Here is a 22,650-nt window from a genome sequence, read left to right as displayed (position 1 = left end):
TTCCTTTTAATGCGGATTCAGGCCCGGATAACGCGGGCGGTGTTCCCCTCGATGGCGGTCAGGCGTACCCGCTCGCCGACGGCGATCTGGCTATCGGCGATGCAGGTCCACTCTTCGTTGCCGAGGATCGGCTTCTGGAAGCGTACGCGGCCCTTCTGAAACTCCGACACGGCAGCGGTCAGCAGGCCCACTTCGCCGATCACGCTATCGGCGGTCCAGCGCACATCCGGCTGCTTGCGCCGGAACACTTTGAACCACAGTACAGTGGTGGCCGACGACAGCAGTACCCACAGCAGGACCTGCATGTCCAGTTGCAGGCTGGGTGCGGCGAGCGAGACAAGCGAGACCAGCACGGCGCCGATGCCGAACCAGAGTATGAAGAACGTTGGCAGGACCAGTTCAAGCAGGATCAGCGCGATGCCGAAGACCAGCCAGATCCACCATTGCATTTCCATATGGGTGAAACCTTCCGAGGGAGGGGCGTTGAGTTTAAGGCAGCAGGGCTGCAACAGGCCACTTGGTTAGTTGGAAGAAAAGTCTGAAATCGTTGTAGGAGCGCCTTTGGGCAGCGAAAAGGCAGCGCCTAAAGGGCGAGCGCTGTTGCCAGCTCCGCCAGTGAGTCGAATGTCCGGTCCACCTCCGGCAGCGTCGGACGTTTCAGGACAAGCACCGGCACGCCAAGCTCCCGCGCCACTTCCAGCTTCGGCTCGGTCGCCACACTGCCGCTGTTCTTGCTGATCAGCACATCGATGTGGCGGCGCTGGAACAACGCCCGCTCATCGTCGATATGGAACGGCCCACGTGCGCCAATCACTTCGCAGCGCTCGTTGCCAGGGCACGCCTCCAGCGCACGCAGGGTCCAGAACTGCTCCGGCGGAATCTCGTCCAGGTGCTGCAGCGGCTCGCGCCCCAGCGTGAACAGCGGCCTGCGGAACGGCTTCAGTGCTTCGGTCAACCCAGCCCAGTCCTCGACTTCGCGCCAGTCGTCGCCTGCTTGTGCCTGCCAGGCGGGGCGACGCAAGGCCCAGCACGGGATGCCGGCGTTGCGTGCGGCGCTGGCGGCATTGCGGCTGATTTGCGCGGCATAGGGATGGGTGGCGTCGATCAGCAGGGTGATCCCTGCTTCGCGCAGGTAGCGGGTCAGGCCCTCGACACCGCCATAGCCCCCGACCCGGACCTGGCATTGCAAGCCCTGTGGCACGCGGCCGATACCGGCCAGGCTATAGACGTGTTGAGGCCCGAGCCGGCGGGCCATAGCCAGGGCTTCAGTGACCCCCCCCAGCAACAGGATGCGCGCGGTCATTGCACACCCGCCTGGCCGACGATGCCGCCTTGGCGGTCGATGGCGAACACTTCCACTTGCACCTGCGCCGGCACGACGCTACGGGCAAAGGCCAGGGCGTGGGCACACACCGCGTCACCCAAGGCAATGCCGGCCGCATGAGCCAGGGCGAGCGCTTGCTGGCTGGTGTTGGCAGCAATGATGGCGGCCTGTAACGCTTCGTCAGCGCCAAGGTCTGCGGCCCAACCAGCCAGTTGCGGCAAGTCGATGCTGGAGTGACGACTGTGCAGGTCCATGTGCCCGGCGGCCAGTTTGCTGATCTTGCCGAAGCCGCCACACAGGGTCAGGCGTGGCACCGGTACCTTGCGCAGGTGCTTGAGCACCGCACCGACGAAATCGCCCATTTCGATCAGGGCGATTTCCGGCAGACCGTAGACGCGGCGCATGGTGTCCTCGCTGGCATTGCCGGTGCACGCGGCTATGTGCGTGTAGCCGTTGGTGTGGGCCACGTCGATGCCTTGGTTGATCGAGGCAATGTAGGCCGCGCAGGAGAACGGCCGGACGATTCCGCTGGTGCCGAGGATCGACAGCCCGCCGAGGATGCCCAGACGCGGGTTCATGGTTTTCAGGGCCAACTGCTCGCCACCTTGCACATTGACCGTGACCTCGAAGCCGCCAAGGTAGCCGCACGCGTCGGCCAGGCGTTGCAGGTGTTCACTGATCATGCGCCGAGGTACCGGGTTGATGGCCGGTTCACCCACAGCCAGCACCAGCCCCGGCCGGGTCACCGTGCCCACGCCGCTGCCGGCGACAAAACCAATGCCAGGTTCCGCCAGCAGGCGCACCTGGCTATAGAGCAGGGCACCGTGGGTCACGTCCGGGTCGTCACCCGCATCCTTGAGGGTACCGGCTTCGGCGTACTCGCCAGTCAAGCGGCAGAACTCCAGGCGCATCTGCACGACCTTGCCTTTGGGCAGGGTGATGTCCACCGCATCGTCACGCTGCCCGGTGAGCAGCAGCTTGGCCGCTGCCAGGCTGGTAGCGGTGGCGCAACTGCCGGTGGTAAGGCCGCTGCGCAGAGGTGCGGGCTGTTCGCGGGTTTCTTCACGCATCGGCGGGTTTCAATACTTCCAGGAGGGTGATCGGCAGTGCCTGGCGCCAAGTGTCAAACGCACCCAAGGGCTGGGCATGAGCGACATGGATGCGGGTCAGCTCACCACCGTGCTGTTCGCGAAAATGCGCCAGGGCCAGTTCGCTTTGCAGGGTTACGGCGTTGGCCACCAGGCGGCCGCCGGGGCGCAGGCTTGCCCAGCACAGGTCCAGTACACCTTCGCGGGTAACGCCACCTCCGATGAAGATCGCATCCGGTTGCTCCAGGCCTTGCAGCGCCGCTGGCGCCTTGCCGCGAACCAGTTGCAGGCCAGGTACCCCCAACGTATCGCGGTTATGCTCGATCAAACCCTGGCGGCCTTCGTCGGCCTCGATGGCCAGGGCACGGCATGACGGATGGGCGCGCATCCATTCGATGCCGATCGAGCCGCAGCCCGCGCCCACATCCCACAACAGTTCGCCAGGCTGCGGTGCCAGGCGCGCCAGGGTGATGGCGCGGACATCACGCTTGGTCAACTGGCCATCGTGCCGGAATGCGGTGTCTGGCAGCCCGGCCAGCCGGTGCAGGCGGGGCGCATCGGGTGTAGCCAGGCATTCGATGGCTACCAGGTTGAGCGCCGCGATCCCGGTGTGCGGCCAGTCCTGGGCGGTGCCGGCCAGTGCGCGTTCGTCCACGCCCCCCAGGTGCTCGAACACCTGCAGGCGGCTTGGGCCGAAGCCTTGCTCGCGCAGCTGCGCGGCTATTGCCGCCGGGCTGTCACCATCGTTGCTCAGCACCAGCAGGCGCATGCCGCTGTGCAAGTGGGCATTCAGCGCTGCCAGGGGGCGGGCCACCAGCGACACCACCTGCAGGTCCTGCAGTGGCCAGCCCAGGCGGGCAGCGGCCAGGGCGCAGGAAGAGGGCATCGACAGCACGCGCATTTCTGCAGCAGGCACCTGGCGCGCCAGGCTGGCGCCGACGCCGTAGAACATGGGGTCGCCGCTGGCCAGCACGCACACCGGCTCGCCACGCAGGCTCAATACCGGGGCCAGCGAGAACGGGCTGGGCCAGGCCAGTTGTTCAGCGGTCACGCAACGTGGCAGCAAGGCCAGCTGGCGCGGGCTGCCGAAGACCCGCCCAGCGCCCAGCAGGGCGCGTCGGGCTTGCTTGCCCAGGCCGCTGAAGCCGTCTTCACCGATGCCTACTACCGTCAGCCAGGGTGTCATGTATTTCAATCCGCCATTTTTGGGGCCGCTTCGCGCCCCTTCGCGGGCAAGCCCGCTCCTACAGATACAGTGCAGCATGTGCGGCCTGCAGTGATCCTGTGGGAGCGGGCGAGCCCGCGAAGAAGGCGACGCGGCCCTGAATTTCTACTTAATCGCCGAGGTGCTCGACCACCGGCTTTTCATGCCGCCGGACAAAGCAGGCATAATACCGCGCCTTCTACACTCAAGCGCACTTTCACAGACTGCCGGATGCCCCTTTGACGCAGGCCCATACCCCCCAGATATCGCCTCGCCCCTCGGCCTGCCCGGGGTTGTGGCGCATTGTCAGTGCCCGTGATGGCGGTATCTGCCGCATCAAGCTGCCGGGCGGCCTGCTGCTCGCCGAGCAGGCCGAAGCTGTGGCGGCGGCGGCCGAGCGCTTTGCTGGCGGCGTGATCGAGGCTACCAACCGTGGCAACCTGCAGATTCGCGGCATCGGTAACGAGCACCGAGCCCTGGTCGACACCTTGCTCGCTGCCGGCCTGGGCCCACGCGAGGCGGCCGGTGACGATGTGCGCAACCTGATGCTCAGCCCGCTGGCCGGGCATGACCCGGCGATGCTGCTGGACGCCAGGCCGCTGGCCGGGCAGATCCTCGACCTGTTGGAAGGCACCCCGCGCTTTCACCAGCTGTCGGCCAAGTTCGCCGTGCAGCTGGATGCAGGTGAGCGCCTGGCGATGCTCGAACACCCCCATGACCTGTGGCTGTCGCCCCTGCACCTGGAGCAGCAGACCTGGCTGGCGTTTGGCCTGGCAGGTTGCCCTGTAGAGGGCCAGGCGCTCGGTGCGGTGCCGCTGGCGCAGGGCCTGATGCTGGTGCGCGCCGTGCTGGAGCGCTTCCTCGATCTGGCATCCCCGACGCAGACGCGCATGCGCCAGCTGCTTGAGGTGTACCCGACAGCTGATTTTGTCGCTGGGCTCGGCCTGGACATCCGCCGCGATGCCGCCGTGCTCACATGGCGGCGTGAACAGCACCGCGCCTCGTGGTTGGGCAGGCTGCCCCAGGCGCAGGGTATTGCCCTTGGCGTCGCCCCGCCGCAAGGCCGCCTGACCCCGGCGATGCTGCGCGGTGCCGCACGTATTGCCCGTGAACTGGGCGATGCCAGCATGCGCCTTAGCCCTTGGCAAAGCCTGGTGCTGACCAACCTGCAAGAACAACACCTCGATCAGGCCCTGGCCGAACTGTCTGCGCTGGGGTTGCTGTGCCACGACCGTGAACCCCTGGCGCGTATCAGCGCCTGCACCGGTGCCAGCGGCTGCGCCAAGGCCCTTGCCGAGACCAAGGCCGACGCGGTTGTCCTGGCCGCGCTGCTGGGCCCTGGCGTGCCGGCCAGCGTGCACCTGTCCGGCTGCCCCCGTTCCTGTGCTGTGGCCCATGTTGCCCCGGCCACCCTGCTGGCCCGTTCCCCGGGCCGTTACGACCTGTACCTGCGTGATGCGCGCCAGCCGGGTTTCGGTGCCCTGCGCGCCACCGACCTTACCTTGAATGAAGCAGGCGCCATGCTCGACCTGCCGACGGAGCACCTTGATGATTGACTACATCCGCGATGGTCAGGAGATCTATCGCAATTCTTTCCGGATCATCCGCGAGGAAGCCCGACTCGAGCGGATCCCCGCAGACCTTGAAAAGCTCGCCGTGCGCGTGATCCACGCCTGTGGCATGGTCGACGCCATCGATGGCCTGCAGTTCTCCGAAGGTGCCGGACGGGCCGGGCGCGAGGCGCTGCTCAACGGCGCGCCGATCCTGTGCGATGCGCACATGGTGGCCGAAGGCATCACCCGGGCCCGCCTGCCAGCCGACAACAAAGTCATCTGCACCCTGCGTGACCCGAGCGTGCCGGGCCTGGCCAAAGACGCCGGCAACACCCGCTCCGCTGTAGCCCTGGAACTGTGGCGCCCGCACCTGGAAGGCAGTGTGGTGGTTATCGGCAATGCCCCTACCGCGCTGTTCTACCTGTTGGAAATGCTTGATGCCGGCGCGCCCAAGCCGGCGCTGATCCTCGGTTTCCCGGTCGGTTTCGTCGGCGCTGCCGAGTCCAAGGCCATGCTCGCCGCCGACAGCCGTGGCGTGCCGTTCGTGATCATGCAAGGCCGCCTGGGCGGCAGCGCGATGGCCGCGGCGGCGGTTAACGCCCTGGCCACGGAGGTGGAATGATGGCCCCGCGCGGACGGCTGCTTGGCCTGGGCGTGGGCCCTGGCGATCCTGAACTGATTACCCTCAAGGCCCTGCGCCTGTTGCGTGAGGCGCCGGTGGTCGGCTACTTCGTGGCCAAGGGCAAGCGTGGCAATGCCTTCGGCATTATCGAGGCGCACCTGCAGCCCGAGCAGACCTTGCTGCCGCTGGTCTACCCGGTCACCACCGAAGTGCTGCCGGCGCCGCTGTCCTATGAGCAAGTGATCAGCGACTTCTACGACGAGGCCAGCGTGCAGGTGGCCGAGCACCTGGATGCCGGCCGCGACGTGGCGGTGATTTGCGAAGGCGACCCGTTCTTCTATGGCTCCTACATGTACCTGCATGACCGCCTGGCGCAGCGCTACGAGGCAGAAGTGATTCCCGGTGTCTGCTCGATGCTCGGTGGCGCTTCGGTGCTGGGGGCGCCGCTGGTGTACCGCAACCAGAGCCTGTCGGTGTTGTCTGGTGTGTTGCCCGCCGAAGAGCTCAAGCGCCGTCTGGCCGACGCCGATGCAGCAGTAATCATGAAACTTGGGCGCAACTTCCCCAAGGTGCGCGAAGTACTGGCCGAACTGGGCCTGGATCGGCGTGCGCTGTATGTGGAGCGGGCGACCATGGCCAACCAGAAGATCGTGCCGCTGGACCAGGTCGACCCGCAGTCGTCGCCCTACTTCTCGCTGATTATCGTGCCGGGGGAAAAATGGCAGGGCTGAACATGCACAAGGCGCCGGCGATCATCATTCTTGGGCCGGGCAGCCTGGCGACGGCGCAGCGTATCCAGCACTGTTATCCACAGGCCACGATTCATGGCCTGGAGGGGCGTGTCGAGGGTGCAGACCAATCGTACAGCACGTTCGGCGACACCCTACGCGGGTTGTATCAGCAGGATACGCCGATCATCGCCCTGTGCGCTGCGGGCATTGTCATCCGTAGCTTGGCCAGCCTGCTCAGCGAGAAGGGCAGCGAGCCGCCGGTTCTGGCCGTGGCCGAAGATGGCAGTGCGGTGGTGCCGCTGCTCGGTGGCCTGGCTGGCGTGAATGTGATGGCACGCGAAATCGCAGAGGTTCTGGGCGTTGCTGCTGCGATCACCACCAGTGGCGAGCTGCGTTTCGGCACTTGCCTGCTGAACCCGCCGCAGGGTTATGCACTGGCGGATATCGAGCAAGGCAAGCGCTTTGTCTCTGATTTGCTGGCCGGCGAGGCGGTGCGCGTCGAAGGCGATGCACCTTGGCTGGAGCAGGCGCAGCTCCCCGCCAGCGAGAGCGCCCGGCGCACCATCCATGTCGGCCATCAGGCACGCCCGAGCAGCCGTGATGAGCTGCTGATCCACCCGCGTTCGGTGGTGGTGGGCGTCGATACCGCCGACCTGCAACGCATCCGCGCCGCGCTGCAGGCGGCGGGTATCGCCGAACAATCGCTGGCTTGCCTGCTGGCTGGCGAGCACGCCATGGCTGATGCAGCCTTGCACGAGGCCGCGCAGGCCCTTGGCGTGGCGCTGCGTTTTGCGGCCAAGCCTGGCGATTTGCGAGGCATGCTGGCCCAGGCGCTGCCCGGCGCCGAGCTGATCGAGCAGGCGGATACCGTCATCGCCGTGGCCCCGGCGCCGGTGGATGCCGCGCAGGTCGGCCGCCGTCGTGGCCGGCTGGCGGTGATCGGCCTCGGCCCCGGCGCTGCCGAGCTAATGGTGCCGGCGGTCAAGGCCGAACTTGCACGCGCCGAGGACATCCTCGGCTACGAAACCTACGTGCGCATGGCCGGGCCGTTCCGTGACGACCAGGTGATGCACTGCACCGACAACCGTGAAGAGATGCAGCGCGCCCGGCATGCCTTCGAGCTGGCGGCACAAGGCCGTTCGGTGGTGGTGGTCTCGTCGGGCGACCCAGGCGTGTTCGCCATGGCCGCTGCAGTGCTCGAAGCGCTGCACGAATCCACCGACCCCGCCTGGCATCGCGTCGACCTCGAAATCCTGCCAGGGGTGTCGGCCTCGCTCGCTACCGCTGCGCAGGCGGGGGCACCGCTGGGGCATGACTTCTGTGTGATGTCGCTGTCGGACAACCTCAAGCCCTGGTCGATCATTGAAAAGCGCCTGGACCTGGCGGCCCAGGCTGACCTGGTGCTGGCCTTCTACAACCCGATTTCCAAATCCAGGCCGCACCAGCTCGGGGTGGCCCTGGAAGTTGTGCGTCGCCACCGCGAGGGGAGCACGCCTGTAGTCCTTGGGCGCGACATCGGTAGGCCGGGGCAGACGCTTAAGGTAGTCACCTTGGCCGAGCTGCTGCCGGAAATGGTCGATATGCGCACCATGGTTCTGGTTGGCTCCTCTACAACCTGTGTATTCCCTCGCCTGTCGGGTGGGGTGTGGGCCTACACGCCGCGTTGGTACCCCACCGCCAACTAGTTGCGTCGGAAACTCTTCAGCGCGCTTTGTGGCCAGCGCGCTGGCTAAGGTGATTGCCCTTGACTCAAGGGGCAACCATCAAGGAGTTTCCAATGTCCGATGCAACCCAAATCACCACCACCGATGCCGCCATCCTGGTAGACGGCAACCTGCTTGCCTTCGGCGCGGGCATGTCTGCGCAAAGCCGTCATGATGTGAAGAATGCCTTCCACTTCGCCACGTTGGTCGCCGACAAAGCTTTTGACGCCGAAAAGCAGAGCCGGGAGTGGTACGACAAATTCATCGATGTCATGCGAGACCTTGGCTTTACCATCCCACGCCGTACCTTCGAACTTGAAACCTCGGTGGAACTGTCCGTCACCGTAGGCGCCGTGGCCATCCGCGCGATAGGTGTGGTCGGCAATGCGATGCTGGGCGGCACCAAGCTGGGTGAAGTGGCAAAGCGGGCGTTTGACAAAATGACCACAGTCGAAAACGACGCCAAGGTGCTCCACCACAAGCGCAAGAACAAAGCCAGGGGCCTGGTCGGCCTGGCCTCCTGCATTGAAACCTCAAAAAACGATGTGGTCATGGTGGTGAGCTGCATCCAGGCATCTGCCCCAGCACTGGACGACGATGTGCTCGGCATCCAGTGGAAGCTGGACAGGTCCGCTTACTACGCCGGCACGGCAGTGCTCACCCTCAATAACTTTGTCTACGACAAAGTCCGCGAAACCGTAGAAAACAAACTCGGCGTGCGCAGTGTCGAGAACGTGCTCGAGTACGACATCTGATTGCTCGGCGGCGTAGTCGCAACGCCGCCTTGTTCGGTTCTTTGTGACGAGGTAACACGATGGATAGAGCAGATGAGCAACTGATGTTGATTGGCGGAACAGCATTGCTGTATTCGCCAGGCGCAGTCGAGGCACAACGCCAGGCCGCTTTCGATTCAGTCCTGTACGCGCAGTTGGTAGCCAACAAGCACGCCGGTTCACGCGTGGACAATTATGAAAACTGGTATGCCGCGTATCGGGAGGCCTACCGCCAACTGGGCTGGATCAAGCTGGCCAGTACTCATGACCTGAAACCGTTGGGGCGACCTGTGCGCAACGCGCATATACAGCCACTTGAAGCGTGGCTGAAGATGCGTTCGCTTCGCCATGAGGTCGTGCTGGCGGCGATAAAGACGGGCCTTGGCCAGTCTGCTGAAGGCTTCCGGCACTTGCTGAGTTTCTGCGCACATGATCAGGCGCAGTGCTCCACCCTGGTCATCGAACTTGGCGTACTCAAGCCGGGTCCGGCGCTGGACTTGTGCAGCATCTCGCTGCAAATCGACAAGCCACTCTCGCTAGTTTCGTTGGAGACATTTCTGGGCGAACAAGTACTTGAGGGCGAGGCCGAGTTCAACGGCGTTTCCCTGGCATTGGATGAAGGACGCTTCCAACGCCAGCGTGATGAATTGCAGGCCTTGATGAAAACCAAGGATGCACAGGCCGTTTACCGGTTCGACCCTTACGCACAACCTACAGGAGCAGCATCATGAGTGAAGCCACGTCTGCCGTGATCGGCGCTGGGATTGTTTCGTTCTTGCCGGGCGTCGACGCCGCGCAGAAAAACAAGGTGAAGCTGGCCTTGGCAATGGCCGAAAGAGCCACCGAGGCCGCTTTCAAAGAGGGGCTGATTAAAGACTGGTTCGCTTATTACCGTAACCAACTCAAATTCATGGGGTGGGATGCGGTAACGGCTGAGCAGATCCATTGGCCGGACAAGACGCGTACGCAACAGACGGATCAGGTGCTGCAGACCCTGTCCAAAACTGCCGGGGACAGCTTTGCATCGTCGGTCAAAGTGTCCATTCAAGCGTTGCTGACCAAGCCGTCGGTGCTGAAGGAACTTGAGAAAAAGGCATTCGAGATGCAGCACTTTCAAGTGTTGGCCTGTGCGCCGGCCGGTAATAACCGTGTCGACATGGTGATTTACCACGAAACGGACAAGCAGTCTGTTTTCAGTGCAGGGTTCATCAGCCGCAAGCGCAGTTACAAGAATGTGCGTGCGGAGCTGGTCCGGTTCAATATTCTGGCCTTCGAGAACAGCGTAATGCCAAAAGTGCAGGAAAGCGTCGTCAAGGTATCCCTGGCGCGCATTCATGACTATGCCATCTAAGGCACCAGGTACCCTTTGATCCCTGTAAAAATGATCTGCGCCGCCAGGGCACAGACGAACAGCCCCATCAAACGGCTGACGATCTGCAGGCCCTGGTCGCCCAGGATTCGCTCGATACCGTGGGACAGGTAAAGCACTAGGCCGACAGTGAAACTGGCCAGGGCAATGCTGACGATGGCCAGCAGTTTTTCATCCCAGTGCGGCTGGCTTACCCCCATCACCAACAGGGCACCGATGGTGCCGGGGCCAACCGTCAGCGGAATGGTCAGCGGTACGATGGTCACATCCTGCTGCACGTTGTCGGCCTGTACCGCCGGCTTGCCCTGGGCCATGCCCAGGGCTGAAATGAACAGCACGCTGCCGGCACCAATGCGGAAGGCATCGGCGGTGATGCCGAAAATACCGAAGATCGCCCGCCCGAACAGGTACAGCATCACGCTGGCGACCAAGGCTGCGAACGCGACCTTCCAGGCCAGTTGCTTGCGCTCCTTGCTGGAGTGGCCACGGGTCAGGCTGATGAAACACGACAGCACAAAGAACGGGCTGTAGAGCACGAGCATTTTCAGGTAGACGCTGAACAACTCATGGAGCATGAGCAGTGTTCCTTGGGGTTTATGCCGGCGCGGCCTTGTGTCGCGAGGCCGCTCCTGCAAGAGCATTGGATATCGGTCAGGACGTATGTGCCGGGTCCGCCTTGACTTCCCGTTGATTGGCCCAGTATTGAATCAGCTCGCGCAACTGCGACAACTCCACCGGCTTGGCCATGTGCCCGTCCATGCCCGCCAGCCGCGCGCGTTCCTTGTGTTCGGCCAGTATGTGCGCAGTCAGTGCAACCACCGGCGTGCGCTGGCGCTGGTTTTCAGCTTCCCAGGCCCGCAACTGCTGGGTGGCCGAAAAACCGTCCAGTATCGGCATCTCGCAGTCCATCAACACCAGGTCATAATGCTGCGTTTTCATTGCCTGCAAGGCCTCTTCGCCATTGCAGGCAGTATCGGGCCTGAGGTTGAGCTTGCCGAGCATGCTGCGGATCACCTTGGTCGAGATGCTGTTGTCTTCGGCGACCAGCACGCGGAAATCGCCTGGCAGGTCAAGCGCCTGAGGGATGCCCGGCAGGCTGGCAGGCATCGCCTGTTCCCGGCCGCGCTGGGCCAGCTCTTCGGCCAGGGTGGTCTTCAACGTGTAGCCGGCCACCGGCTTGGCCAGTATTCGCTTGACCCCGGCGTTGCGCGCGATGACTTTACTCGGCGCATTGCTGATGCCGGTGAGCATCACCACCAGAATGTCGTGGTTCAGGCTCGGGTCTTCCTTGATCTTGGCGGCCAGCTGCATGCCGGTCATGCCGGGCATGTTCTGGTCCAGCAGGACCGCGTCGAAGTAGTCGCGCAGGTGCGCCTTGGTGCGCAAAAGGGCCAGGGCCTCCTTGCCCGACGGCACCGCGCTGACGTTCATGCCCCAGGCGCTGCACTGCTGTACAAGCACCTTGCGGCACGTGTCGTTGTCGTCGACCACCAGCACGCGGGCATCGCGCAGCGGGCTGTCGAGGTCCGCCGGTGGCTGTTCCAGACGTGAAGGGTCCAGCGGTAAGGTCAGCCACAGAGTGTTGCCCATGCCGGTGTTGCTCTTGATGCCGAACTCACCCTGCATTAGGCCAATCAGCTGTTTGGCGATGACCAGCCCCAGGTGGCCACCCAGCTTGTTGCTGGAAAGAAAGTGGTGGCTGTGCAGCTCGGCCTGCAACAAGGCTTCACGGTCGGCAGCGGGCAACGGTTCGCCGCTGTCCTGCACGGCGATACGCAGGCGTGGCACCTCGCCGCGTTGATCCAGCGCCACCACCAGCAGGATCTCGCCCTGATCAGTGTTTTTCAGGGCGTTTTCCAGCAGGCTCGACAAGGCCTGGCGCAGGCGCGTCGGGTCTCCGCTGATGACCCGCGGTACTTGTGGCTGGGTGAAGCTGATCAGCTCGATGTTCTGTTGCTCGGCCTTGGCGCGGAAGATGTTAAGGCAATCCTCGATCAGCGCGTTAAGGTCGAACTGCACATCATCCAGTTCGATCTGCCGGGATTCCAGCTTGGAAATGTCCAGAATTTCGTTGATCAGCGTCAGCAGCTCGTTGCCGGCGCTGTGGATGGTCTGTACATAATCACGCTGCTTCACCGACAGCGGTGTGCCCAGCAGCAGTTCAGTCATGCCTAGCACACCGTTCATTGGCGTGCGGATTTCGTGGCTGATCTTGGCCAGGAACTCGGCTTTGGCGTTGATTTCCGCATCGCTGGCGGCCAGCGCACGGCTGGCGCTGAAACGCTCCTCGCTTATACGCCGCAGCCGTTCACTGACTGCCAGATTGAGCAGCAGGCCACTGACCACGGTCAGGCCCAGCAGGATGCACAGCAGCCAGGGTGTCGAGGTACGTGTCAGGCCCAGCAGGGCTGGCAGCAGTACCAGGCCTCCGAGGTTGAACACCACCATGGCCAGGCTGAACAGGCGCCCGGGTGCATAGCCCTTGTACCAGTGGTAGCTGCTGACCAGCAGCATGCTCACGCTGCCCAGCGCCATCAGGGCGTAGGTCATCAGGTTCAGTGGCAAGGTATCGACGAACAGCAGCACCAGGCCACTGAGCCCGACAATCAGCATCTCGCCCTGCAGCAAGCGATTCAGCCGTGGCGAATTGCACGGCGAAAAGAAATGTTGGGTGAAATACAGCCCTGACAGGCCGGCCAGGACCAGTGTCAGGTAGGCGGCAGGCGTTTGCGCACTGTGCCACACATGCCACCAGGGGCCGCTGAGGTTCAGCAGGATCAGGCCGCTGAGCAGCATCAGGCCGTGGTACAGCGCCAGGATAAGGGTGGTGCTGGAGCGGGTGTAGAGGAAGCGGATCAGGTTGTGCATGATCAGCATGATCAGGCCGCCGAACAGCATACCGAACAGCAGCGGCTGGCGTTGGTCCGAGGCCGCCTCGGCCGCAGGCTCCAGGCTGATGGCCGGCCGCAGCTGGTGCTCTGAGACCAGGCGCAGGTAGATGTCCAGCGGTTGCCTGCTGTTGGGCAGGGGCAATACGTGGTCGCTGCCGCGCAGGGTCGGGCTGGCATTGCCGGCCTGGCGCCCGTGGTGCAGTTGACGCAGAAGTTGCTCGCCTTCGAGGGCGTAGAGGTCCAGGCCAGAAAGGTCCGGGGCAAATACCCGTAGCAGTTGCTCCTGGTCACCTGGAGGCAGACGATAGTGCAACCACAAGGCCTGCCCAGCCGGGGCAGCATCAATGTCGGCGAGAGGCAGTGGGCTGAACTGGTTGCGATAGCGCTCGGAGCGCACATCGCTCAGTTGCAGGTTGGCCTGTTCGTCGAGCAGAACAGTCCAGCCACCGTCATGTTCGGCCGCAGCCGGAAACATGCAGAGCAGGGTCAGCAAGCTGACGATCAGAGCTGAGGCAATCCGAAGCCGACGCACTACGAAATCCCTTCTTGGCCGATGTGCCGGGTACCCACTATGCGCGGCGCGCCAAGTCGAAGGCAAGGCCCATGCAGGGCCCTGTCGACGAGCCGGATGCCGCAAGCTGAATCAGCTACGGCAAACCGGTAGTACTTACTGCTGGTGCTCACCGCGCTCGCGGGCGATGGCCCGATAGCCAATGTCGGAACGGTAGAAGCTGCCGTTCCAGCTGACTTCCTTGGCCAGGCGATAAGCCTGCTGCTGTGCGTCGGCAACGGTGCTGCCCATGGCGGTGGCACACAGCACACGCCCGCCGTTGGTGGTTACCTTGCCATCCTTGAGCGCAGTACCGGCATGGAATACCTTGCCTTCGATCTTGGCGGCAGCGTCCAGGCCGTTGATCACGTCGCCCTTGGCGTAATCGCCCGGGTAACCGCCTGCTGCCAGGACCACGCCCAGGCTCGGGCGCGGGTCCCACTGTGCTTCGACCTTGTCCAGGGCCTTGGCGAATGCAGCTTCCACCAGCAGTACCAGGCTCGACTCCAGGCGCAGCATGACCGGCTGGGTTTCCGGGTCGCCGAAGCGGCAGTTGAACTCGATGACCTTTGGGTTGCCCGCCTTGTCGATCATCAGGCCGGCGTAGAGGAAGCCGGTGTAGACGTTACCTTCCTCGGCCATGCCACGCACGGTTGGCCAGATCACCTGGTCCATCACGCGCTGGTGCACGTCGGCGGTAACGACCGGGGCTGGGGAGTAGGCGCCCATGCCGCCCGTGTTCGGGCCGGTGTCCTGGTCGCCGACGCGCTTGTGGTCCTGGCTGGTGGCCATGGGCAGCACATTGTGGCCGTCGACCATGACGATGAAGCTGGCTTCCTCGCCGTCGAGGAACTCTTCGATCACGACGCGCGAACCGGCTTCACCGAAGGCGTTACCTGCCAGCATGTCACGCACGGCGGCTTCTGCTTCTTCCAGCGTCATGGCGACGATCACGCCCTTGCCTGCCGCCAGGCCGTCGGCCTTGATCACGATTGGCGCGCCTTTTTCCTGCAGGTAGGCCAGCGCGGGCTCGATTTCGGTGAAATTCTGGTAGTCGGCGGTCGGGATCTTGTGACGCGCGAGGAAGTCCTTGGTGAAGGCCTTGGAGCCTTCCAGCTGGGCCGCGCCCTTGGTTGGGCCGAAGCAGTCCAGGCCACGGCTGCGGAACAGGTCGACCACGCCGATAACCAGCGGTGCTTCCGGGCCGACAATGGTCAGGTCGACGTTTTTCTCGGCGAAGTCGGCCAATTGTTCCAGGGCGCACACGTCGATGGCGACGTTCTCGCACTTGGCTTCAATGGCGGTACCTGCGTTGCCGGGAGCAACGAAGACTTTCTCGACGCGTGGGTCCTGGGCGACTTTCCAGGCCAGGGCGTGCTCACGGCCGCCGCTGCCGATGATCAAAACTTTCATGTCAAAACCTCGATTCAGGTGATCCCGGGGCTTGCGCCGAACACTGTGGGAGCGGGCTTGCCCGCGAATGCGGCGGTGAACCCACCATCGTATTCGCGGGCAAGCCCGCTCCCACAGGATTTCGACTCGCCTCGGGATCCGCGTAATTAGTGGCGGAAGTGGCGCATGCCGGTGAAGACCATCGCGATGCCGGCTTCGTCGGCAGCCGCGATGACTTCAGCATCACGCATCGAACCACCCGGCTGGATCACGGCGCTGATACCCACTTTAGCTGCGTTGTCGATGCCGTCACGGAACGGGAAGAATGCATCCGACGCCATGACCGCGCCCTGCACCTGCAGGCCAGCGTGCTCGGCCTTGATTGCAGCAATGCGGGCGGAGTTGACGCGGCTCATCTGGCCGGCGCCGACGCCGATGGTCTGGCGCTGCTTGGCGTAGACAATGGCGTTGGATTTGACGAACTTGGCCACTTTCCAGGCGAATACCAGGTCGTGGATCTCTTGCTCGGTCGGGGCACGCTTGGTGACGATCTTCAGGTCATCGGCGGTGATCATGCCGATATCGCGGCTTTGCACCAGCAGGCCACCGTTGACGCGCTTGAAGTCCCAACCGGCAGCGCGCTCGGCTGGCCACTCGCCGCACTCCAGCAGACGTACGTTCTGCTTGGCAGCCACCACGTCGCGAGCGGCCTGGGAGATTTTCGGAGCGATGATCACTTCGACGAACTGGCGGTCGACAATGGCCTTGGCGGTTTCGCCGTCCAGTTCACGGTTGAATGCGATGATGCCGCCGAACGCCGATTCGGTGTCGGTCGCGTAGGCCAGGTCGTAGGCCTTGCGAATGCCGCCCTCGTCTTCCGGAACGACCGCCACGCCGCACGGGTTGGCGTGCTTGACGATGACGCAGGCCGGCTTGACGAAACTCTTTACGCATTCCAGCGCGGCGTCAGTGTCGGCCACGTTGTTGAATGACAGTTCCTTGCCTTGCAGCTGGACAGCGGTGGAAATGCTGGCTTCGCCTTTCTTGGCTTCTACATAGAACGCCGCGCTCTGGTGCGGGTTCTCGCCGTAGCGCATTTCCTGCGCCTTGACGAACTGGCTGTTGAAGGTGCGCGGGAATTCGCTGCGCGCCTCAGTGCTCAGGGTGTCCTTGGCCTGGTCGATGGTGCCCATGTAGTTGGCGATCATGCCGTCGTAGGCGGCAGTGTGCTCGAACGCCTTGAGCATCAGATCAAAGCGCTGGGCATAGGTCAGGCCACCGGCCTTGAGGCCTTCGACGATGCCGGCGTAGTCGCTGGCATTGACCACGATGGCCACGTCCTTGTGGTTCTTGGCTGCCGAACGGACCATGGTCGGGCCGCCGATGTCGATGTTCTCGATAGCGGTCGGCAGGTCACAGCCAGGCTTGGAAATGGTGGCTTCGAACGGGTACAGGTTGACCGCAACCAGGTCGATCGGCTTGATGCCGTGCTCGTTCATGATGGCGTCGTCGGTACCACGACGGCCGAGGATCCCGCCGTGGATCTTCGGGTGCAGGGTCTTGACCCGGCCATCCATCATTTCGGCGAAGCCGGTGTAGTCGGCCACTTCCACCGCGTTTACGCCGTTGTCCTTGAGCAGCTTGTAGGTGCCGCCGGTGGACAGGATCTCGACACCGAGCTGCTGCAGCTCACGGGCGAATTCGAGGATACCGGTCTTGTCGGAGACGCTGATCAGGGCGCGGCGGACTGGCAGGCGGGTAGTCTGGTCGGTCATTTCGGGTTCCAATAACGCGGTGGAGTCAGCAAAAAAGGCGTCTCTGTTCAGGGAGTCGCCTTTTCTGGGTGGGATTCTGGCTTACAACAAGTCGTACTGCTTGAGCTTCTTGCGCAGGGTGCCTCGGTTCAGCCCGAGCATCTCGCTGGCCTTGGTCTGGTTGCCCTTCACGTAGTTCATCACGCTTTCGAGCAGGGGCGCCTCGACTTCGGAGAGCACCAGGTTGTACACGTCCGTCACGGTCGCGCCTTCCAGGTGGGCGAAGTAGTTGTGCAGCGCCTTCTCGACGCTGTCGCGAAGGGTCTGGCCCTCTTCGCTCGGCGTGTTGAGGTGCTGTTTCAGGTTGGCGTTGTCGCTCACGGGCGTTGTTCCACTCACAAATGTCTCGGTCATCATCGTCATGCGGCCACCCCTTGTCCGTCCTCTGTCTCAAGGCTCTGTCGACGTTCGCTGAAAAACGCGCGAACGTTGGCGCACTGCGCTTGTGTGTCTTCCAAAGCGTTGAACCGGGCGCGAAACTCCTTGCCACCGGGTCGTGTTGCCAGGTACCAGCCAACGTGCTTGCGGGCGATACGTACGCCCATCACATCGCCATAGAAGGCATGCAGCGCGGCCAGGTGCTCCAGCAGGATGCGTTCCACTTCGTCCAGTTGCGGCGCTGGCAGGTGTTCGCCAGTGCGCAGGTAATGCTCGATCTCGCGAAAGATCCATGGCCGCCCCTGGGCAGCCCGGCCAATCAACAGGCCATCGACCCCGGTGGTTTCCAGCACCGCCCGGGCCTTTTCTGGCGAGGTGATATCGCCGTTGGCAAAAACCGGGATTGACACCGCCTGCTTGATGGCAGCGATGGTGTCGTATTCGGCTTCGCCGGTGTACAGGTCGGCACGTGTGCGGCCATGCACCGCTAGCGCCTGGATGCCAGCCTGTTCAGCGATCTTCGCCACGTTCAGGCCGTTCTTGTTCGCCCGGTCCCAGCCGGTGCGGATTTTCAGGGTCACCGGTACGTCCACGGCGCTGACCACGGCGTGGAGGATCTCGCTGACCAAGGCTTCATCTCTCAATAAAGCAGAGCCTGCGGCTTTGTTGCAGACTTTTTTTGCCGGGCAGCCCATGTTGATATCGATGATCTGGGCACCTGCCTCGACGTTGGCCTTTGCCGCCGCTGCCATCATCTGCGCATCACCGCCGGCGATCTGCACCGAGCGGGGCTCGGGATCACCTTCATGGATGCGGCGCAGGCTCGACTTGCGGCTGTTCCACAGGCTCATGTCGCTGCTTACCATTTCCGACACCACCATACCGGCGCCCATGCGCTGGCAAAGAGTACGGAAAGGCTGATCCGTCACCCCGGCCATGGGCGCGAGGATCAGGTTGTTACGTAGTGTGTATTGGCCGATGCGTACCGCCGACATAGGTGATCCCTGTTGTGGGGCCGAATCTTGGAGTTCGAAAAAGGGTTGGCATGATACCCGCTCTCGATGACTGGATAAAGATGGATTTGGATAAAATCTGAACAGTTGTCGGCTTATGCCTTTGCGCTTCAAGCAGCACGCGACAAGACAAAAAACGGCCGCGATTTGGGCGTCTTGTCTTGTGGCTTGCTGCTGGCCGCTTGTCGCTTACTCCGGCGAACGAAAGCTCAGGCTGTAATTCACGGCCTTCGGCCCTGGGTCGAGGATGTCCAGGGCAATGTGGATCGGCGTCTGGCTGGGCATTTCGCCACGCCCTGCCAGTTCGCCCGACAGGTACTCGCTGGGCTTGAAGCGACGGCTGGCGATCAGTTGGCCATTGAGGTCGGCGAAGCGCAGCTCCAGCAACGGGAACGGCTGGGCGAACGGCGCGCGGTTGTAGATGATCGCGTCGACGATCAGGGCGCCCTTGAAGTCCGGGTGGCTACGCACCACCAGATTGCTGCTCTTGATTCGTGCAATATCGACGCGGGTGGGTACCTGGCAACCGACCATTGGGCAGATCTGCTGGAAAATCGGCCGATACTGGTCCTGGCGGGCCATTTCATCGAAGTGGAACCACACATACTGGAACGCCAGCAGGCCGGCAGCCAGCAGGGTCAGCACGCCCCACAGCAGGCGCTTGCCCCAGTTGGGCGCGGGTTTTTCCCAGCCCAGTTGCAGCGGATCGTCGACTACGTCGACCAGCGGCTCCTTGCGCGAGGGGCGCTCGGGTTTGCCGGCAAGGCCTGGTTCCAGGCGGTCTCCGGGTAGCGGCTCGACTGGCTCGTCGTCATGCGCCGTGAGGCTCAGCGCCATAGGCTCGTCGTCGCGGGCGCTCAGGCCTTTTTCCGGGGTTTCGTCCTCGCTGACGCGCAGCGGCTCGCTGAATGCAGGCGGGTCATCGCGTTTGGCCGCTCGGTGCTCGGGCAGCTCGCCATCGATGTCCAGGTCAAGGTTGCTGCCCAGGGTCGGCTCGGTGCGCTCGCCGGGCGCAGGCTCCAGGTTCAGATCCTGGGGTTCCGGCTCCAGCAGTACTGGGCCAGGCTCTGCCGGCTCCTGCGCAGGGTAGGGCTCTTCGGTCGCCGTGCCGAAAAGGTCTTCTGCGTGCTCGTCCGGGTGAAGTTCGTCGCGCCGTGCCTGCAACTGGTCATCCTGGCTGGCCGGGCGTGTCGGGGCCGGTTGGCCGCGACGCTCCAGGCGCTCCAGTTCCTTGTCGAGGTCGAGCTCGTCCAGCGCTTGGGCGGTAAGCGCCCAATCCTGGTCAGAGGGGCTACCGCGTGGACTGATGGCAGGCTCAGGCGCAGGCTCGGCAGGCGTTGCAGGTGCCGGCGCGGTTACCGCGGGTGCGCTGCTGGGAGCGGTGCGGTTCTGCTCCAGCAACTGCTTGGCGGCGTTGAATACCTGCAGGCAGTGACCGCAGCGCACCACACCGCGGGCCACGCTCAACTGGTGGTGGGTGACGCGAAAGCTGGTCTGGCAATGCGGGCACTGGGTGACGAAACTGTCGGTCATGCGGCGATCCGGGATCTGTGCAGAAAAGTATTCAAGGCCCGCTTAGCGACGCCGACCACTGATGCGCACCCAGCCGTCGCGCACGACGATCGGGTCCAGTTCAAAGTCGGCGGCGTAAGCGGCGGCCACGTCTTCACCTTGCTCGGCGAGGATGCCCGACAGCGCCAGCAGGCCACCTGGGCGAACCAGGCCAGACAACTGTGGCGCCAGCGACACCAGCGGGCCGGCGAGGATGTTGGCAACCAGCACGTCGGCCTGCATCGCCGGCATGTGCTCGGGCAAGTGCAGCGCCAGTTTCTCGTCGGCAATGCCGTTGCGCTGGGCGTTGTCGCGCGAAGCCTCGATGGCCTGCACGTCGATGTCGGTGCCTACCGCTTCGCGGGCGCCCAGCAGCAACGCCGCGATGGCCAGGATGCCCGAACCGCAGCCAAAGTCCAGCACCTGTGTGCCTTCAAGCTGCTGGCCGTCTAGCCATTCCAGGCACAGGGCCGTGGTGGGGTGGGTGCCGGTGCCAAAGGCCAGGCCCGGGTCGAGCAGCAGGTTCACGGCATCCTTTTCCGGGGCATCGTGCCAGCTGGGCACGATCCACAGGCGGCGGCCGAAGCGCATCGGCTGGAAGTTGTCCATCCAGCTGCGTTCCCAGTCCTGGTCCTCGATCACCTCGGCCTGGTGCTCGGGCAGCTCGGTGCCGGTCAACAGGCGCAGGTGGGCGAACACCTGTTCAGGGTCGGCATCGGCCTCGAACAGCGCCAGCAGGTGGGTGTGCGACCACAGCGGGGTGGTATTGAGGTCTGGTTCGAAGATCGGTTGATCTTCGGCATCCATGAACGTGACCGAGACGGCGCCTACTTCAAGTAGCGCATCTTCATAGGTTTCGGCTTGTTCCGGGCTGATGGCCAGGCGTACTTGCAGCCAGGGCATGGCGGGCACCTTTGATAAATCGACAGGGGCAGCCCTAGGCTGCGCGAAGGCTGGCAGTTTACGCGAGTGCGGGGGATTTGTGGATCGGGGGCTGCACAGCAGCCCCCGGGCAGGTATCAGACAAAACAGAGCGACAGCGACTCGGCTATATAAGCAGGCTTCTCTTCACCTTCGATTTCCAGCGTGGCAATCGCCTTGAGTAGCCACTGCCCCGGTTTTTTCTCCACCACCTCGCCCAGCTTCACCTTCAGCCGAACGCGGCTGTCGACCTTGACCGGCTGAATGAAGCGCACGCTGTCCAACCCGTAGTTCACCACCATCTTCAACCCTTGCGGCAGGACGAGGATGTCCTCGATCAGCTTTGGGATCAGCGACAAGGTCAGGAAACCATGGGCGATCGTGCCGCCAAACGGGGTTTTTGCCGCCTTCTCAGGGTCGACATGGATGAACTGGAAGTCGCCGGTCGCCTCGGCGAACAGGTTGATGCGCTGCTGGTCGATCTTCAACCACTCAGAGTGGCCCAGCTCCTTGCCAACGTACTGCGAAAGCTCTGTAACCGGTACATGGGGCATCGCGGACTCTCCGGGTTGTCAGTTGGTACGAAAGTACAAGATCAGCACGGCTAACCGTTTCAGTCAAGTTGCCCGCTTTTCGGCGAATATCGGTCTGAACCTGCGCGTGCTTATAATGACGGCCATGCCCGAGGGAGATGCTTATGCTGTTGCGTGGTTTGACCTGGCTGGTGCTGTTCCAGTTGCTGGGGACGGCGATCAATCACCTGTTTGTGCCGTTTTTGCCTGGGCCGATCATCGGCCTGTTGTTGTTGCTGTGCTTCCTCATGGCCCGCGGTGAGGTTGGCACGCCGCTGAACGAGGCCGCCAGCAGTTTGCTGCGCTATCTGCCGCTGTTGCTGGTGCCACCGGCAGTGGGGGTGATGGTATATGCCAAGGATATTGCCGCCGACTTCTGGGCGATTGCCGGGGCCTTGCTGATTTCCTGCCTGCTGACCCTGGTGTTCGTCGGTGTGCTGATGCAAAAGCTCATCCAGCGCCAGGGCAAGCGTGAGGAGCAGCCATGATGCTCGACTGGCAGGGCGCGCTCGATGCGGTCATACATCACCCATTGTTCGGTATCGGCATAACGCTGGGGGCCTATCAGGTAGTGCTGGCGGCCTACGAGAAAACCCGCTGGATCTTCTTGCAGCCTGTACTGGTATCGATGCTGCTGGTGATCGGCGTGTTGCTGCTGTGCGGTATCGATTACAGCGAGTACCGCAAAAGCACCGAAATCATGAACATCCTGCTGGGGCCCGCCACCGTGGCCCTGGCTGTGCCGCTCTATCTCAACCTGCGGCGTATTCGCCAGCTGTTCTGGCCTACATTTACTACGCTGGTAGTCGGAGGCCTGTTCGCCACGCTCTGCTGCCTGGTGCTGGGCTGGTGGTTCGGTGCCGAGCATATGATCCTGATGACCATGGCGCCGAAGTCCGTCACTTCGCCGATCGCCATGCTGGTGGCCGAGCAGATTGGCGGCGTGGCGGCCCTGGCGGCAGTGTTCGTATTGATTACCGGGGTGATCGGGGCGATCTTCGGCCCGGCGTTGCTGAGCCGCTTTGGCGTGCACAGCCCAGAGGCACGCGGCATGTCCCTGGGCGTGACCGCACATGCAGTGGGCACTTCGGTGGCCCTGCAGGAAAGTGACGAATGCGGCGCCTTTGCCGCGCTGGCAATGAGCCTGATGGGGGTGGCTACAGCGGTGTTCCTGCCGCTGGCGGTCAGCCTGGTGGCTTGA

Annotated in this window: 22 protein-coding genes; 9 read left to right on the top strand and 13 right to left on the bottom strand. The window is 63.4% G+C overall.

The window, feature by feature from the left end; translation table 11 throughout:
• Nucleotides 1-17: 17 nt before the first annotated feature.
• From ACF8EA_RS03160 to ACF8EA_RS03145, 4 genes are all read right to left on the bottom strand, one after another.
• Nucleotides 18-455 carry an NfeD family protein gene (locus ACF8EA_RS03160; protein ID WP_392521090.1) on the bottom strand — a complete coding sequence of 146 codons (438 nt, stop codon included), beginning with the start codon at nucleotides 453-455 and terminating at the stop codon, nucleotides 18-20.
• 128 nt (nucleotides 456-583) lie between these two features.
• Complete coding sequence (locus ACF8EA_RS03155; RefSeq protein ID WP_392521089.1) at nucleotides 584-1,303, bottom strand: cobalt-precorrin-6A reductase; 720 nt, start codon at nucleotides 1,301-1,303, stop codon at nucleotides 584-586.
• Nucleotides 1,300-2,394 carry a cobalt-precorrin-5B (C(1))-methyltransferase gene (locus tag ACF8EA_RS03150; RefSeq protein WP_392521088.1) on the bottom strand — a complete coding sequence of 365 codons (1,095 nt, stop codon included), beginning with the start codon at nucleotides 2,392-2,394 and terminating at the stop codon, nucleotides 1,300-1,302. The genes ACF8EA_RS03155 and ACF8EA_RS03150 overlap by 4 nt, the downstream gene beginning before the upstream one ends.
• The gene (locus ACF8EA_RS03145; protein WP_021784417.1) at nucleotides 2,387-3,598 is read right to left on the bottom strand and encodes a bifunctional cobalt-precorrin-7 (C(5))-methyltransferase/cobalt-precorrin-6B (C(15))-methyltransferase; all 1,212 of its coding nucleotides are present in this window, start codon (nucleotides 3,596-3,598) and stop codon (nucleotides 2,387-2,389) included. Before ACF8EA_RS03145 ends, ACF8EA_RS03150 begins: the two co-directional genes overlap by 8 nt.
• Nucleotides 3,599-3,840: 242 nt before the next feature.
• Between ACF8EA_RS03145 and cobG the strand changes: the two genes are divergently transcribed.
• The 7 genes from cobG (at nucleotide 3,841) to ACF8EA_RS03110 (ending at nucleotide 10,349) form a co-directional block, all read left to right on the top strand.
• Entirely contained in the window at nucleotides 3,841-5,172 is a 1,332-nt protein-coding gene (gene cobG, locus ACF8EA_RS03140; RefSeq protein ID WP_392521099.1) for a precorrin-3B synthase, read from the top strand.
• Nucleotides 5,165-5,791: a precorrin-8X methylmutase gene (locus ACF8EA_RS03135; protein ID WP_003257545.1), complete on the top strand. Its 627-nt coding sequence runs from the start codon at nucleotides 5,165-5,167 to the stop codon at nucleotides 5,789-5,791. Before cobG ends, ACF8EA_RS03135 begins: the two co-directional genes overlap by 8 nt.
• Nucleotides 5,791-6,522 (top strand): precorrin-2 C(20)-methyltransferase, encoded by a 732-nt coding sequence (locus ACF8EA_RS03130; protein WP_084850691.1) that lies wholly within the window; start codon nucleotides 5,791-5,793, stop codon nucleotides 6,520-6,522. The genes ACF8EA_RS03135 and ACF8EA_RS03130 overlap by 1 nt, the downstream gene beginning before the upstream one ends.
• The gene (gene cobJ / locus ACF8EA_RS03125; RefSeq protein ID WP_392521087.1) at nucleotides 6,510-8,207 is read left to right on the top strand and encodes a precorrin-3B C(17)-methyltransferase; all 1,698 of its coding nucleotides are present in this window, start codon (nucleotides 6,510-6,512) and stop codon (nucleotides 8,205-8,207) included. The genes ACF8EA_RS03130 and cobJ overlap by 13 nt, the downstream gene beginning before the upstream one ends.
• Nucleotides 8,208-8,299: 92 nt before the next feature.
• Nucleotides 8,300-8,980, top strand: coding sequence for a hypothetical protein (locus ACF8EA_RS03120; protein ID WP_012053823.1), 681 nt, complete (start codon nucleotides 8,300-8,302; stop codon nucleotides 8,978-8,980).
• A gap of 59 nt (nucleotides 8,981-9,039) precedes the next feature.
• Complete coding sequence (locus ACF8EA_RS03115) at nucleotides 9,040-9,729, top strand: hypothetical protein (RefSeq protein WP_392521086.1); 690 nt, start codon at nucleotides 9,040-9,042, stop codon at nucleotides 9,727-9,729.
• Nucleotides 9,726-10,349, top strand: coding sequence for a hypothetical protein (locus tag ACF8EA_RS03110; RefSeq protein ID WP_012053821.1), 624 nt, complete (start codon nucleotides 9,726-9,728; stop codon nucleotides 10,347-10,349). Before ACF8EA_RS03115 ends, ACF8EA_RS03110 begins: the two co-directional genes overlap by 4 nt.
• On the opposite strand, the gene ACF8EA_RS03105 is transcribed toward ACF8EA_RS03110, so the two are convergent.
• The 9 genes from ACF8EA_RS03105 to ACF8EA_RS03065 form a co-directional block, all read right to left on the bottom strand.
• Complete coding sequence (locus ACF8EA_RS03105) at nucleotides 10,346-10,942, bottom strand: MarC family protein (RefSeq protein WP_012053820.1); 597 nt, start codon at nucleotides 10,940-10,942, stop codon at nucleotides 10,346-10,348. The genes ACF8EA_RS03110 and ACF8EA_RS03105 overlap by 4 nt on opposite strands.
• 76 nt (nucleotides 10,943-11,018) lie before the next feature.
• Complete coding sequence (locus tag ACF8EA_RS03100; RefSeq protein WP_392505631.1) at nucleotides 11,019-13,790, bottom strand: response regulator; 2,772 nt, start codon at nucleotides 13,788-13,790, stop codon at nucleotides 11,019-11,021.
• Nucleotides 13,791-13,925: 135 nt separating this feature from the next.
• On the bottom strand, nucleotides 13,926-15,221 hold the full coding sequence (purD, locus tag ACF8EA_RS03095; RefSeq protein WP_003249685.1) for a phosphoribosylamine--glycine ligase: 1,296 nt from the start codon (nucleotides 15,219-15,221) through the stop codon (nucleotides 13,926-13,928).
• 146 nt (nucleotides 15,222-15,367) lie between these two features.
• Entirely contained in the window at nucleotides 15,368-16,975 is a 1,608-nt protein-coding gene (gene purH / locus ACF8EA_RS03090; RefSeq protein WP_003249687.1) for a bifunctional phosphoribosylaminoimidazolecarboxamide formyltransferase/IMP cyclohydrolase, read from the bottom strand.
• Nucleotides 16,976-17,056: 81 nt separating this feature from the next.
• A complete protein-coding gene (gene fis / locus ACF8EA_RS03085) occupies nucleotides 17,057-17,377 on the bottom strand; it encodes a DNA-binding transcriptional regulator Fis (protein ID WP_012274390.1) in 321 nt (106 codons plus the stop codon).
• Complete coding sequence (gene dusB, locus ACF8EA_RS03080; RefSeq protein WP_021784408.1) at nucleotides 17,374-18,387, bottom strand: tRNA dihydrouridine synthase DusB; 1,014 nt, start codon at nucleotides 18,385-18,387, stop codon at nucleotides 17,374-17,376. The genes fis and dusB overlap by 4 nt, the downstream gene beginning before the upstream one ends.
• Before the next feature lie 207 nt (nucleotides 18,388-18,594).
• Complete coding sequence (locus tag ACF8EA_RS03075) at nucleotides 18,595-19,938, bottom strand: DUF3426 domain-containing protein (protein ID WP_392521085.1); 1,344 nt, start codon at nucleotides 19,936-19,938, stop codon at nucleotides 18,595-18,597.
• A 42-nt stretch (nucleotides 19,939-19,980) separates the two neighbouring features.
• The gene (gene prmA, locus ACF8EA_RS03070; RefSeq protein WP_392521084.1) at nucleotides 19,981-20,859 is read right to left on the bottom strand and encodes a 50S ribosomal protein L11 methyltransferase; all 879 of its coding nucleotides are present in this window, start codon (nucleotides 20,857-20,859) and stop codon (nucleotides 19,981-19,983) included.
• Nucleotides 20,860-20,975: 116 nt separating this feature from the next.
• On the bottom strand, nucleotides 20,976-21,431 hold the full coding sequence (locus ACF8EA_RS03065) for a MaoC family dehydratase (protein ID WP_010955428.1): 456 nt from the start codon (nucleotides 21,429-21,431) through the stop codon (nucleotides 20,976-20,978).
• Between the two features lie 143 nt (nucleotides 21,432-21,574).
• Here ACF8EA_RS03065 and ACF8EA_RS03060 point away from each other — a divergent pair, with 143 nt between their 5' ends.
• Together ACF8EA_RS03060 and ACF8EA_RS03055 are read left to right on the top strand one after the other, a co-directional pair.
• The gene (locus ACF8EA_RS03060) at nucleotides 21,575-21,937 is read left to right on the top strand and encodes a CidA/LrgA family protein (RefSeq protein ID WP_392521083.1); all 363 of its coding nucleotides are present in this window, start codon (nucleotides 21,575-21,577) and stop codon (nucleotides 21,935-21,937) included.
• Nucleotides 21,934-22,650 (top strand): LrgB family protein, encoded by a 717-nt coding sequence (locus ACF8EA_RS03055; RefSeq protein ID WP_004576852.1) that lies wholly within the window; start codon nucleotides 21,934-21,936, stop codon nucleotides 22,648-22,650. Before ACF8EA_RS03060 ends, ACF8EA_RS03055 begins: the two co-directional genes overlap by 4 nt.

The sequence above is a fragment of the Pseudomonas sp. YQ_5 genome, from assembly GCF_043103305.1.
GTDB classification, from domain to species: domain Bacteria; phylum Pseudomonadota; class Gammaproteobacteria; order Pseudomonadales; family Pseudomonadaceae; genus Aquipseudomonas; species Aquipseudomonas putida_Y.
This window is presented reverse-complemented; position numbering and strand designations above follow the sequence as displayed.